Genomic DNA, 13,109 nt, shown 5'->3' with positions numbered 1-13,109 from the left:
GCCGGCCCTCATAGCCTCAATTCCCGAGCGGCCGTCGAATGTTTGATGTCAGCCTCACTGAACTGATGGTGATCGGCGTCGTCGCGCTGATCGTCATCGGCCCCGAACGCCTGCCCAAGGTCGCCCGCACGGTCGGCCACCTGCTGGGCCGCGCGCAGCGTTACGTCAACGACGTGAAATCCGATATCCAGCGCGAAATCGAGCTGGATGAACTGCGCAAGTTCAAGAACGAAATGGAAGACGCCGCCCAAGGCGTGAAGCAATCGCTCAACGATACCCACGCCGCGTTGCAGGAACCCGTCCAGCAATTCCGCGCCGAGCTCGATGAGGTCGCCCGCGAAGCCAGCGGCAAACCGGCCGCCGCTGCCGGCACCGACGCCGCGGCAGCCCCCGCCGAACCCCTGATGCAACCGCTGGCCGGCCAACCCGCCACGACGCCCTCGGCCAACGTCACGGCGACGGCTGACGCACCCGCCGCGGGCTCGCCTGCCGCAGGTTCGCCTGCCGCAGGATCGCCTGCCGCCCCCGACGCGCCGCGCACCATCGCACCGCCCAGCCCGAACCTGAGCCTGGACCTGGATACGCCCGCCCCCGTGCCCGCGACCCAGCCCGCCCCGGCGCCCAGCGCGCCCGCCGCGGGATCACCCGCCGCGGCTGCGCCTGCTGCAACTTCGTCCGCCGCTGGCGACACCCCGCCGGCCAAGCCCGCCACGCCCTCCGGAACGACAACGTGACCCAGGACGCCTCCCAAGAAGACGGCCAGCAGGAAAGCTTCATTTCCCACCTGGTCGAACTGCGTACCCGCCTGCTGCGCGCCGTTGGCGCCGTGGTGGTCGTGTTCATCATCCTGTTCATCTACCCCGGCGCTTCGGCCATCTACGACGTGCTGGCCCAGCCCATGCTGGCCTCGCTGCCGCAAGGCACCCGCATGATCGCCACCGGCGTCATCACGCCCTTCATGGTGCCGGTCAAGGTCACCATGATGGCTGCCTTCATCGTGGCGCTGCCCGTGGTGCTGTACCAAGCCTGGGCTTTCGTCGCGCCCGGCCTGTACAAGCACGAGAAGCGCCTGGCGCTGCCGCTGATCATCTCCAGCACGCTGCTGTTCATCGCGGGCATGGCGTTCTGCTATTTCGTGGTGTTCCGCACGGTCTTCCACTTCATCGCCACCTTCGCGCCGCAGTCCATCACGCCGGCGCCTGACATCGAGGCCTACCTCAGCTTCGTCATGACGATGTTCATGGCCTTCGGCATCACCTTCGAAGTCCCTGTGGCCGTGGTGCTGCTGGTGCGCATGGGCGTGGTCGAGCTGTCCAAGCTCAAGAGCGCGCGTGGCTACGTGGTCGTCGGCGCCTTCATCATCGCCGCCGTGGTCACGCCACCCGACGTGGTCAGCCAGTTCATGCTGGCCGTGCCGCTGTGCCTGCTGTATGAAATCGGGTTGATCTGCGCACGCATGGTCACCCCCAAGCCAGGCGCCGAAGACGCCCCGGCCGACGGCTCGCTGACCGAGCGCCACTAAGCCGGCGCCATCGCGACGATACCGGGGGCCTTGCGCCCTCGGCAGGCCGCCCCCGGCATCCATTTCCTGCCAAAGCGACTCAACAAGCGGACCGTTTCCGCTTGTTGGAAGCCGGCTGCAATCCTACATTGCAACCATGTCGCTTGCCCTTCGGCTGCGCGCCCTGATGCGGCGTCGCGGCATCAAAAGCCAGAACCAGCTGGCGCGCCTGTCCGGCGTGCCGCAGTCCTGCATCCACCGCATCCTGACTCGCGAAGACCGCTACTCGCCCACCCGCGGCACCTTGCTGCGGCTGGCGCAGGCGCTGGGCACCCACGTGGCCTGGCTGACCGACGGCGTGGCCAGCCCCGCGGTGCCAGGCGCCACGCCGGCCGCGCCTGATGCGGCGGCCGGTGTCGCACTGACCGATGGCTGCTGCAGCGAAATCTGCGCGCTGCTGCGCCGTCAGCCAGAAACCACCCAAAGGAAAATACTGAAAGTCGTGCGCCTGATGCTCGAAGACCCGGGCACAAACCGGGCCACCAAGGCGCAGCGACCCTTGCGACGCGCGGGTATCACCCGGGGTATGTCATGAGCAGGGTCGACGCACCGCGCCAAACGGCCCGGCCACCGAACCAAGCGCCACCTGCCAGAGGCCACCTCAGATCAAAAGCGCCAAGCTCAACGTCCGGCCTGCGCTTGCCACTCGCGCCCGCTAGCGCGGCAGCCCAGGGCGCGTGCCCACCACCACCGCCACATCGGTCGCCTTGCCGCCGCGCAGCACGCCCAGCGTGGCGCGCTGCCCCGGCGGCAACTGCGCAATTTCGGCCAAGAGCCCCGACGTATCCGTCATCGGCTTGCCGTTCACCGTCTGCACGATGTCGCCCACCCGCAGCCCGCCCTTGGCGGCCGGACCGTCACGCATCACACCCGCGATGATCACCCCGCGCGCGTTCGCATCCATCTGGAACGCCCGCGCCAGTTCCGCCGTCAGGTCTTGCGGCTCCACGCCCAGCCAGCCGCGCTTCACGCCGCCTGTCTTGACGATCTCGTCCATCACCTTGCGTGCGATATCGATCGGCGTGGCAAAGCCGATGCCCAGCGATCCGCCCGATTCCGAATAGATCGCCGTATTGATGCCCACCAGATTGCCCTGCGCATCCACCAGCGCACCGCCCGAATTGCCCGGGTTGATCGCCGCGTCCGTCTGGATGAAATTCTCGTACGTGTTCAGGCCCAGCCCGTTGCGCCCCAACGCCGACACGATGCCCTGCGTCGTCGTCTGCCCCACGCCAAACGGATTGCCGATCGCCAGCACCACATCGCCCACCCGCAGGCCGCGATCCGGCGCCAGCGTTGCCGCCGGCAGATTGCGCAGCGTCGCCAGCTTCAGCACCGCCAGATCCGTATCCGGATCGGCGCCCACCACCTTCGCCGTATCCTTGCGTCCGTCGGCCAACGCCACCTCGATCGCGTCCGCCGCCTGCACCACGTGATAGTTCGTCAGCACGAAACCGTCGTGGTTCACCACCACCCCCGACCCCAGACTGGTGCTCGGCTGGCGCCGGCTCACCCCCGGCACCTGCCCGAACAACTGGCGCAGGATCGGATCGTCCGGCAGCGGCACCAACGGCACATTCACGTGCTTGGTCGTGTACACATTCACCACCGACGGTGCAGCGCGCGCCACCCCGTCCGCATATGACACCGCCCCCGCCAACGGCCGCGCACTCACCGCCTGCTGAGGCGCGGGCGGCGCGACCGCCGGCCCGCCCAACCGCAGCAGATCGGGCCGCAAAGTGGTCACCACGAATAGAATACCCAGGCAGACCGTGACGGCCTGAGCGAATATCAGCCAATATCGGCGCATGTTTCTGATAGGACTAGCAATGAGTAAAGTGGACTCCCACGTCCTGGCCAACTGGCTGGACGACACCCTGCAAGCCGCCCGTTTCAAGGACTACTGCCCCAACGGGCTGCAGGTGGAAGGCCGTTCCGAAGTCGGACACATTATCACCGGTGTCACCGCCAGCGAAGCCCTGCTGCGCATCGCCGTCGAACGCGGCGCCGACGCCGTGCTCGTCCACCACGGCTGGATGTGGCGCAACGAAGACCGCCGCGTCATCGGCACCCGCCGCACCCGTATGGCCCTGGCCCTGAAAAACGACCTGAACCTCTACGCCTACCACCTGCCCCTGGACGCCCACCCTACGCTGGGCAACAACGCCCAACTCGCACGCATCCTGGGCCTTGCCCCCGAACGCCGCGACGACGGCACGCCCCGCACCTGTGGCGCCGACAACCTCGTCTGGCTGGGCACCGCCCCCGACCTGCCCACCCTGGGCGACCTCGCCGCCCGCGTCCAGCAACGCCTGGGCCGCCAGCCCCTCATCGTCGGCAAGCCCGACCAGCCCCTGGCCCGCATCGCCTGGTGCACCGGCGGCGCCCAAGGCATGCTCGCCGACGCCATCGACGCCGGCGCCACCGCCTACATCACCGGCGAAGCCTCGGAATCCACCTTCCACCTCGCCCAGGAAACCGGCGTCGCCTTCATCGGCGCCGGCCACCACGCCACCGAACGCTACGGCGTCCAGGCCCTGGGCCAAGCCGTCGCCGACCGCTTCGGCATCCAGGTCGACTTTGTCGACCTGGATAACCCGGTGTAAAGGGAGCGGGGCGGCAGAACGCTCACACGCGCAAGACCACGCAAGCAACAGAACTGGTCCGATTTCGCAGCCCAACGCCAGCGCGCAGCGCCCACCGCCACAACGCCCCACAAGCGCGTAAGCCGATTGCTGGCCGCCCGCGCGGCCGCAATCGGCGGGCCCCGCAAATCCCGCACGCAATCCTCGGTCTGACGGTCTGCAAAATCCGACGTCTGTAGCCCGGGGCGGCCCACGAAGCACAGCGCCGCCACCAGCAAACACACCCTGCAACCACAAAAAGAAAGCGCCCCGAAGGGCGCCTTGTCTTTACGGCCGCTTGAGCAGATCCCGGATCTCGCGCAGCAGCGCCACATCCTCGGGCGTCGCAGCCGGCGCGGCCGGCGCTTCCTCGGCCTTGGTGCGAGCCTTGTAGATCGCCTTCACCATCCAGAAAATCACAAACGCCAGCAACACGAAGTTGATGATGATCGTGACGAAATTGCCCCAGGCGAACACGTTCGCGCCCGCCTTCGTCAGATCCGCATAAGTCATCGGCCCGTTGTATCCCGCAGGCATCGACAGCACCAGGAACTTGTTCGAGAAATCGACAGACCCGCCAAGCACGAAATTGACCAATGGCATGACGATGTCCTTGACCAGCGAATCGACAATCCTGCCGAATGCTGCGCCGATGATCACACCGACCGCCAAGTCAACCGCATTACCTTTAACAGCGAAATCTCGGAATTCTTTGACGAAACCAGTCGCTTTGCTCATAAAAGCACTCCATTCGTGATACGCCCGCCAGTGGGCTGGCGCTATAATACGCGGTTGCTATGTTGTTACACATTCCCGCGAACCCGATGCCGCAGAAGTGATGCTACTCGTAGAGCGGGCGCATCAACAAGGATAGGAAGATGAGTCAGGATACGCTGGTGCATGACGATGACGGTGCGGTTGATCCCAACCTGCCACCTGATCCTTCGCGACGTTTCTGGGTTACCACCGCCTGTGCTGTGGGTGGCGTAGCAGGTGTCGCAACGGCAATACCCCTAGTAAGCACGTTTTCCCCCTCCGAAAAAGCCCGCGCCGCCGGAGCCCCTGTCGAAGTCGACATCGGCGACATTCCCGTCGGCACAATGAAAACGGTGGAATGGCGCGGAAAACCTGTCTGGATCATCCACCGCTCTCCCGAGCAACTCGCCGGCCTCAAGACTCAGGACGCCCTTCTGGCGGACCCTGACTCCAAACGCGCCGGGTTCACCCCCAAATACGCCGAAAACGAAGGCCGGTCGCGCAAGCCCGAAATCTTCGTCTGTGTCGGTATCTGTACTCATCTGGGCTGCTCGCCCACCGCGCACTTCGAGACAGGTGGCGGTGGCGGCATGGGCGCCTCATGGCAAGGCGGATTCCTCTGTCCGTGCCACGGCTCCACGTTCGACCTGGCTGGCCGGGTCTACAAGAACAAGCCTGCTCCCGATAATCTCGAAGTTCCGCCGTACCAGTATCTCACCGACACCCGCATCATCGTGGGCGTTGATGAAGACAACAAGGCCTGACGCTCGCGTCGCGCTTTTTTCCCGAATTACGTAAGTAAAACAAATACGCCACGTATTAGAGAAGGAGCCGTTACATGGCTGGCGAGAAAACCGTCGAGACGACAGGCCTGTTGGGCTGGCTGGACCGGCGCTTCCCGGTGACTTCCACCTGGAAAGCCCATCTGTCCGAGTACTACGCACCGAAGAACTTCAACTTCTGGTATTTCTTTGGCTCGCTGGCACTACTGGTGCTGGTGCTGCAGATCGTGACCGGCATTTTCCTGGTCATGCATTACAAGCCGGACGCCGAACGCGCGTTCCAATCCGTCGAATACATCATGCGCGAAGTCCCGTGGGGCTGGCTCGTGCGCTACATGCATTCCACCGGCGCGTCGATGTTCTTCGTCGTCGTCTACCTGCACATGCTGCGCGGGCTGCTCTACGGTTCGTACCGCAAGCCGCGTGAACTGGTGTGGATCTTCGGCGTCGCGATCTTCCTCTGTCTGATGGCCGAAGCCTTCTTCGGCTACCTCCTGCCGTGGGGCCAGATGTCCTACTGGGGCGCACAGGTGATCGTGAACCTGTTCGCAGCCATCCCGTTCATCGGCCCCGAGCTGTCGATCTGGATCCGCGGCGACTACGTCGTGTCCGACGCCACGCTGAACCGCTTCTTTGCCTTCCACGTCATCGCCATTCCGCTGGTGCTGGTGGGCCTGGTGGCCGCTCACCTGGTGGCGCTGCACGAAGTCGGCTCGAACAACCCGGACGGCATCGAGATCAAGGAAGGCCCGAAAGACAAATACGGCCGGCCCAAAGACGGTATCCCGTTCCACCCGTTCTACACGGTGCACGACCTGGTCGGCGTTGCGGGGTTCCTGCTCGTCTTTGCCTTCATCGTGTTCTTCGCGCCGGAAATGGGCGGGTACTTCCTCGAGTTCAACAACTTCATCCCTGCTGACTCGCTGAAGACGCCGCCGCACATCGCCCCGGTCTGGTATTTCACGCCGTTCTACTCGATGCTGCGCGCCACCACCGATGAATTCACGTGGGTCCTGGCCGGCGCTTCGGTGCTGGGCGCCATCGCGCTGCTCGTCAAGAGCAACCTGAAGGGCTTCATGCGCATCGCCATCCCCGCGATCCTGATCATCGTCGCCGTGCTGCTGCGCGCCATCGATGCCAAGTTCTGGGGCGTGGTCGCCATGGGCGGCACCGTGGTCATCCTGTTCTTCCTGCCGTGGCTGGACCACTCGCCGGTCAAGTCGATCCGCTACCGCCCCACCTGGCACAAGTGGATCTACGGCATCTTCATGGTCAACTTCCTGGTGCTCGGCTACATCGGTACGCAGCCGCCCAGTCCGCCGTTGAACATCACGTCGCAGATCGGCACGCTGCTATACCTGGCATTCTTCTTCCTGATGCCGGTCTGGAGCCGCCTGGGCACCTTCAAGAAAGTGCCCGACCGCGTCACGTTCCACGCCCACTGAGCCCACGAGAATAACGGACTAACCATGATCAAGAAGCTGATTGGTGCCGTGGCCTTGATGCTCACGTGTACCGCCACTTACGCCGCTGAAGGCGGCTTTCCGCTGGACAAGGCGCCTTACCGCGTCAACGACGTCGCGTCGCTGCAAAACGGCGCCAAGCTGTTCGTCAACTACTGTCTGAACTGCCATAGCGCGTCATCGATGCGCTACAACAAGCTCAAGGACATCGGGCTGACCGACCAGCAAATCAAGGAAAGCCTGCTGTTCACCGGCGAAAAGGTGGGCGATATGATGAATATCGCCATGACGCCCAAGGACGCCAAGAAGTGGTTTGGCACGACGCCCCCGGACCTGTCCGTGATCGCCCGTGCCAAATCCGTCAACGCCGGCCCCTCGGGTTCCGACTACATCTACACCTACCTGCGCACGTTCTACCGCGACACGTCACGCGCCACGGGCTGGAACAACCTGGTGTTTCCGTCGGTGGGCATGCCCCACGCCCTCTGGGAACGGCAGGGTCCGCGCGAGCTGACCACCGTGGCCATGCACGAGGTCGAGGGCAAGGAAGGCGCCCCGAAAACCTGGGAACGGGTCACGACGGTGTACGATGCTCAAGGTTTTTCCACGGTCAAGGCCGAACCGGTAGACAAATACCACGGCCATGCCACCTTCGATGCCAAATTTAAGGCCGCCAACCCGGCCCAAGTCGCAACATACGACAACGACGTCGCTGACCTGACCGCGTTCATGTCCTGGATGGCCGAGCCCGTCCAGACTTTCCGCGTCAAGCTCGGCGTCGGTGTCATGTTGTTCCTGCTGTTGTTTTTCCTGGTGATGTGGCGTTTGAACGCCTCTTACTGGAAACACGTGCGCTAACCGCAACGCCCCGCCAGGCACAACTTCCGTCCCCAATATCGGAGCCGGAAGCGGCGGATAGGGCTGTACGCCTATCCCCGCCTGGCAATCGGGGCCAGCGCCTGCTAGATTAAGGCGCTGGCCTTTCGTTTTTCATAAAGGACTTACCGCCATGATGGTGCTCTATTCCGGAACCACGTGTCCGTTTTCGCAACGCTGCCGCTTCGTGTTGTTCGAAAAGGGCATGGATTTCGAGATCCGCGACATCGACCTGTACAACAAGCCCGAAGACATCTCGGTGATGAACCCGTACGGTCAAGTGCCCATTCTGGTCGAGCGTGACCTGGTCCTGTACGAGTCGAACATCATCAACGAGTACATCGACGAACGCTTCCCGCACCCGCAGCTCATGCCCGCCGACCCGGTCATGCGCGCCCGCACGCGCCTCTTCCTGTACAACTTCGAGAAAGAACTGTTCGTTCACGTCTCGACGCTGGAAGACCGCAGCGCCAAGCCGGACGAGAAGAAGCTGGCCAACGCCCGCCAGAACATCCGCGACCGCCTGGCCCAGCTGGCCCCCATGCTGCTCAAGAACAAGTACATGCTGGGCGAGGAATTCTCCATGCTCGACGTGGCCGTGGCCCCGCTGCTGTGGCGCCTGGACCACTACGGCATCGAACTGCCCAAGAACGCAGCGCCGCTGCAAAAGTACGCCGAACGCATCTTCTCGCGTCCGGCCTACATCGAAGCGCTGACGCCTTCGGAAAAAGTGATGCGTCGCTAAGGTTGTTGCGTGATGGGTGAAACTTCGACCAAACCGTACCTGATCCGCGCGCTGCACGAATGGTGCACCGATAACGGCTACACGCCGTACATCACCGTGCAGGTCGACGAGCACACGATGGTGCCCGTCGCCCACGTGCGCGACGGACAGATCACTCTGAACGTCGGCACGCTGGCCACGAACCGCCTGGTGCTGGGCAATGAATTCATCGAATTCCAGGCCCGCTTCAGCGGCGTGACCGAAAACGTCTACGTGCCGGTGGGCGCTGTCAGCGCCATCTACGCGCGCGAAACCGGCGCAGGCATGGGCTTCGAAGTGCAGCCCTACGAACCGCCGGCGCCGGGCACGCAGAACGCGTCCGACACCGCCACGCCCGAAGCCGACGCGGATGCCGCCCCTGACGACGACGGCGGCGACGACGAACCCAAGCGTCCGCGCCTGACGATCGTCAAATAGCGAGCGCCACGCAGGGGTCGCGTTTTTTAATTACAATGCGGTCCCTGCGCGTGCCCCGGCACGCCACGCCGGTGTAGCTCAGTTGGTAGAGCAGCTCACTTGTAATGAGAAGGTCGAGGGTTCGATTCCTTTCACCGGCACCAATTCAAATCTGGCCAGCGGTAACAACCGCTTGAAATTCCGCGTCAGCCAAGGCTGCGCGGTTTTTTTTGGTCGATAAGAATTCAACACGGACCTTGTCTGACTTACTCGTTTCGGCAAGTTCGCCCCTCTTTTGCCGGGGAGCACGACGCTACAATCAAGCCTACTCTCAGGCTTGGCGAGGCTCCGCTGCATGAATGCAAATCATCTTCCAGGAGCACAGCGAAAGCGCTTCTGGCAAAAGAAATCGCCTAGAGAAGTTTTATTCAATGGCCCTCCAATCATCGTGGCAGGTTCCGCCGCGATCAAGAGTTGGCGTGAACCCACGTTCGATCCATGGATATTCGGTTTCGCCACCGCTGCATGCATATGGCTCGCAATCGCGACAATCGTACGCGTTGCGACGGCCCGCGCTGAGGACCAGAAAGAAGGCCCAGATGTCGTCCACGAGGGGCTATACGCTGCAGTATCCACCGTGCACACCATGCTTTCGGAATGGTGCGACAAACGAGGCTGTGGCGCCGATATCCGTGCGACCTTTCATCGAGTTGTTCCTCCCATCCATGACCCTCAACAGATTGAACAGATCATCAACTACGCAGGCTCGGGGGGTGAAGGAGTCGGACGAACGTTTTCAATCCATACGGGCATAACGGGCAGAGCCATTCGCAGCAAGAAGCCCTTGGTGATGTCCAGTCAACACGGAACTGAAGAGCAACTGCGCAACGAATTAGTGCAAGAGTGGGGCTACACGGAGGCAGAAGCACGAAAACTGGGGCCGGGGCGCTACTCCGCAATGGCCGTACCTGTCCTGGACCGATCTGGACAGCACCCCATCGGCGTGATCTACTTGGACTCAAGTGACCGGTCGCTATTTGAACGCAACGATGTCGTGGAAATTGTTGGTGCAGGCACCAAAGCCATCAGCCACTTTGTCACCCAGAGGTATTGAATGAACACTGCCATCAGAAAGCCGTCCGAGGCGTTCGTCAAAGAGTCCAAGCTCATTTCGAAACCGGGTGCAGTCATCAAGGTACGTGAACTGACGCTTACCGACGTGGGCGTACGTGCCATTACCAGCGGAAGCGCAGGAATCAGGCAGGGCGCGCACGAAGATGCCGGTCCACCGTCGCCCTTGAAAAAATTGGCCCCCGCCTGAGTCCCAAATTCGGCGGCAAGCAAAAGGCCCAACCGTTTGGTTGGGCCTTTTGCATTTCATACCAGCAGGGGCATCACCCCAGCGCTGGCAGCATATTGAACAGCAGCACCATGATCAGGCCCACGACCGAGACGATGGACTGCACCACCGAAATGGTCTTGGTGGCTTCGCCCATGGTCATGCCGAAGGATTCCTTGACCATCCAGAAACCCGCGTGATTGGCGTAGTTGAAGAACAGCGAGCCGCAGCCGATCGACAGCGCCAACAGGGGCAGGTTCAGGTTGGGGTCGGCGCCCGCCAGCGGGGCCAACAGGCCCGCGGCGCCGACGATGCCGACCGTGGCGGAACCGGTGGACACCGACAGCAGCATGGCGATCAGCCAGCCCAGGATCAGCGGCGGGAAGGCAAACTGCTGGGTCAGGTGCACGATGGCGTCGCCGACCTTGGCGCTGGTCAGCACCTGCTGGAACGCGCCGCCGCCGGCGATGATCAGCATGATGCCGGCGATGGGCTTGAGGCTCTGGCCCAGTGCGCCGCGCAGTTTTTCGGCATCACCGCCGCGCGGCAGGGCCAGGGTGGCCATGGCGAACAGCACGCCCAGCAGCATGGCGACCAGCGGGTTGCCCAGGAAGGCAGCCGCGTGCAGCAGGCCCGAGCCCTTGGGCAGCAGCATCTCGGCCACCGCATGCACCAGCATCAACAGCGCCGGCAGCAGGGCCGCCAGCACGCCCAGGCCCACGCTGGCCTGGGCGCGGCCATTGGCGGCATCCTGGGTGGCGGTGAACTGCTCGAGCAGGGCGTCATCGGGGCGGGTGGTCATGCGCGGCGCGATGAAGGCGCCGTACAGGGGGCCGCCCAGGATCATGGCGGGCAGTGCGGCAATGAAGCCGTAGATCATGGTGGGGCCGACCGTGGTCTTCAGGCTGGCGATGGCGGTCAGGGGGCCGGGATGGGGCGGCACCATGCCATGCATGGCCGCCAGGGCCGAAATGACGGGCACGCCCACATAGACGTAGGCCGAGCCCTTGAAGCGTTCCTGGCTTTCGAGCTTGCGCGCCACGCTGAAGATCAGCGGCAGCATCACCACCAGGCCCACTTCGAAGAACATGGGAATGCCGATGACAAAAGCCACCAGCGTCATGGCCCAGGGAATCAGGCGGACCGAGGTACGGGCCAGGATGGCGTTGGCCAGGCGTTCAGTGGTGCCGGAATCGGCCAGGATCTTGCCCAGCATGGCGCCCAGCGCGATCACCACGCCTACTGCGCCCAGCGTCTTGCCGGCGCCATCGGTGAGGCTTTTGACGATGGCGGTGGGTTCCATGCCGGTGGCAAAACCCACGCCCAGGGAAACGATCAGCAGCGCCAGCAGCGGATGCATGCGGATGCGCGAAACGATGAGAGCGACCAGCACCAGAACGCTCACCAGGGCGGTGAGCAGCAATTGAATGTCGAACGAAGACATGGATAAACCCAGAAAAAACGAGAGAGGTCGCGAACCTTCTGGGTGCCATGATAAGGGATCAGCCGGCGCCGTCCTGAAATACCCCTGTCACTCGGGACGAATCCCCGCTGCCTTGATGATGGCCACGTTGCGGTCCAGTTCCGCCGTGACCTTGCTGCGGAACGCCGCCGGGTCCTGGTAGGTGGCGTCAAAGCCCAGATCCTGCAGCTTGGCCCGGGTGTCCGGCTGCGCCATGACCGCCTGGATTTCCTTGGACAGGCGTTCGACGATGGGGGCCGGCGTGCCGCGTGGCAGCACGATGCCGAACCAGGTCTCGAAGTCGTAGCCGGCCACGCCGCTTTCGGCGACCGTGGGCACGTCGGGGGCCAGCGTCGAACGCGTGCGGCCCGTCAGGGCTACCGCACGGGCCTTGCCTGCCTTGATCTGCGGCAAGCTGGCCACCAGCGTATCGATGGACAAGGGAATCTGGTTGCCGATCAGGTCGGTCATGGCGGGCGCGCTGCCGCGGTAGGGCACGTGCAGCAGCTTGGCGCCGGTGAGCTGGGCCAGGGATTCGCCCGCGATATGCGGCGTGGAGCCATTGCCGAACGAGCCAAAGCTCAGCGGTTGCGTGGCGGATTTGCGGGTGATGTCGGCCACGCTGCCGATGCCGGTCTGCGGGTTGGTCAGGATGACGAACGGCGTGCTGCCCGCGATGGCCACGTATTCGTAGCTTTTGAGCGGGTCGTAGTTCAGGTTGGGGTAAAGCAGCGAATTGAGCGTGAACGTGGGCGCGCCGGTGATCATGAAGGTATAGCCGTCGGGCGCCGCGCGGGCCACGGCCGCGGCGCCGATACCCGTATTCGCGCCGGGCTTGTTCTCGACCACGACGGTCTGCCCCAGGCTCGCGCCCAGCTTGGCGGCGAGCAGGCGGCCTATGACGTCGGTGGAGCCCCCCGGCGGGAACGGCACCACCATCGTGACGGGCTTGTCGGGATAGCTTTGCGCGGCGGCCCACAACGGCGCGGCGGACAACAGGCATAGGGCAAACGCCCGGGCGAACGGTTTGTGCATGTGGAATTCCCCTTGTGTTTTATGAAGTGAA

14 protein-coding genes, 1 tRNA gene and 1 pseudogene are annotated in these 13,109 nt (G+C 63.7%); 12 read left to right on the top strand and 4 right to left on the bottom strand.

Annotated elements, in window-relative coordinates; genetic code table 11:
* Positions 1-38: 38 nt before the first annotated feature.
* The 3 genes and pseudogenes from tatB to HV798_RS24220 form a co-directional block, all read left to right on the top strand.
* Positions 39-515 (top strand): annotated as a pseudogene (gene tatB / locus HV798_RS24230) (Sec-independent protein translocase protein TatB); the annotation flags it as partial.
* A gap of 215 nt (positions 516-730) precedes the next feature.
* Complete coding sequence (gene tatC, locus HV798_RS24225; protein ID WP_175193317.1) at positions 731-1,522, top strand: twin-arginine translocase subunit TatC; 792 nt, start codon at positions 731-733, stop codon at positions 1,520-1,522.
* A 136-nt stretch (positions 1,523-1,658) separates the two neighbouring features.
* Complete coding sequence (locus HV798_RS24220) at positions 1,659-2,096, top strand: helix-turn-helix domain-containing protein (RefSeq protein ID WP_175193318.1); 438 nt, start codon at positions 1,659-1,661, stop codon at positions 2,094-2,096.
* Between the two features lie 120 nt (positions 2,097-2,216).
* Here the strand turns inward: HV798_RS24220 and HV798_RS24215 are convergent, their stop codons facing one another.
* A complete protein-coding gene (locus tag HV798_RS24215; RefSeq protein WP_175193319.1) occupies positions 2,217-3,371 on the bottom strand; it encodes a trypsin-like peptidase domain-containing protein in 1,155 nt (384 codons plus the stop codon).
* A gap of 19 nt (positions 3,372-3,390) precedes the next feature.
* Between HV798_RS24215 and HV798_RS24210 the strand changes: the two genes are divergently transcribed.
* On the top strand, positions 3,391-4,167 hold the full coding sequence (locus tag HV798_RS24210) for a Nif3-like dinuclear metal center hexameric protein (protein ID WP_175193320.1): 777 nt from the start codon (positions 3,391-3,393) through the stop codon (positions 4,165-4,167).
* Positions 4,168-4,473: 306 nt separating this feature from the next.
* Here HV798_RS24210 and mscL read toward each other — a convergent pair whose 3' ends face one another.
* On the bottom strand, positions 4,474-4,923 hold the full coding sequence (mscL, locus tag HV798_RS24205) for a large conductance mechanosensitive channel protein MscL (RefSeq protein ID WP_025139949.1): 450 nt from the start codon (positions 4,921-4,923) through the stop codon (positions 4,474-4,476).
* A gap of 140 nt (positions 4,924-5,063) precedes the next feature.
* Between mscL and petA the strand changes: the two genes are divergently transcribed.
* From petA to HV798_RS24165, 8 genes are all read left to right on the top strand, one after another.
* Positions 5,064-5,705: a ubiquinol-cytochrome c reductase iron-sulfur subunit gene (gene petA, locus HV798_RS24200; RefSeq protein ID WP_175193321.1), complete on the top strand. Its 642-nt coding sequence runs from the start codon at positions 5,064-5,066 to the stop codon at positions 5,703-5,705.
* A 74-nt stretch (positions 5,706-5,779) separates the two neighbouring features.
* The gene (locus HV798_RS24195; RefSeq protein ID WP_025139951.1) at positions 5,780-7,168 is read left to right on the top strand and encodes a cytochrome b; all 1,389 of its coding nucleotides are present in this window, start codon (positions 5,780-5,782) and stop codon (positions 7,166-7,168) included.
* A 24-nt stretch (positions 7,169-7,192) separates the two neighbouring features.
* Positions 7,193-8,044, top strand: a complete 852-nt coding sequence (locus HV798_RS24190) for a cytochrome c1 (protein ID WP_175193322.1) — start codon at positions 7,193-7,195, stop codon at positions 8,042-8,044.
* A gap of 151 nt (positions 8,045-8,195) precedes the next feature.
* On the top strand, positions 8,196-8,807 hold the full coding sequence (locus HV798_RS24185) for a glutathione S-transferase N-terminal domain-containing protein (RefSeq protein WP_006388039.1): 612 nt from the start codon (positions 8,196-8,198) through the stop codon (positions 8,805-8,807).
* A 12-nt stretch (positions 8,808-8,819) separates the two neighbouring features.
* Positions 8,820-9,263 carry a ClpXP protease specificity-enhancing factor gene (locus HV798_RS24180; protein ID WP_025139953.1) on the top strand — a complete coding sequence of 148 codons (444 nt, stop codon included), beginning with the start codon at positions 8,820-8,822 and terminating at the stop codon, positions 9,261-9,263.
* Positions 9,264-9,330: 67 nt separating this feature from the next.
* A tRNA-Thr gene (locus tag HV798_RS24175) sits at positions 9,331-9,406 on the top strand.
* Positions 9,407-9,597: 191 nt separating this feature from the next.
* Complete coding sequence (locus HV798_RS24170; RefSeq protein ID WP_232786604.1) at positions 9,598-10,356, top strand: GAF domain-containing protein; 759 nt, start codon at positions 9,598-9,600, stop codon at positions 10,354-10,356.
* Positions 10,357-10,563 carry a sulfatase gene (locus HV798_RS24165; protein WP_081821730.1) on the top strand — a complete coding sequence of 69 codons (207 nt, stop codon included), beginning with the start codon at positions 10,357-10,359 and terminating at the stop codon, positions 10,561-10,563.
* A gap of 73 nt (positions 10,564-10,636) precedes the next feature.
* Here the strand turns inward: HV798_RS24165 and HV798_RS24160 are convergent, their stop codons facing one another.
* Together HV798_RS24160 and HV798_RS24155 are read right to left on the bottom strand one after the other, a co-directional pair.
* Complete coding sequence (locus HV798_RS24160) at positions 10,637-12,025, bottom strand: GntP family permease (protein WP_175193323.1); 1,389 nt, start codon at positions 12,023-12,025, stop codon at positions 10,637-10,639.
* Positions 12,026-12,112: 87 nt separating this feature from the next.
* Positions 12,113-13,078 carry a Bug family tripartite tricarboxylate transporter substrate binding protein gene (locus tag HV798_RS24155; protein ID WP_175193324.1) on the bottom strand — a complete coding sequence of 322 codons (966 nt, stop codon included), beginning with the start codon at positions 13,076-13,078 and terminating at the stop codon, positions 12,113-12,115.
* Positions 13,079-13,109: the final 31 nt, after the last annotated feature.

Source organism: Achromobacter deleyi (assembly GCF_902859705.1).
GTDB classification, from domain to species: domain Bacteria; phylum Pseudomonadota; class Gammaproteobacteria; order Burkholderiales; family Burkholderiaceae_B; genus Achromobacter; species Achromobacter deleyi.
This window is presented reverse-complemented; position numbering and strand designations above follow the sequence as displayed.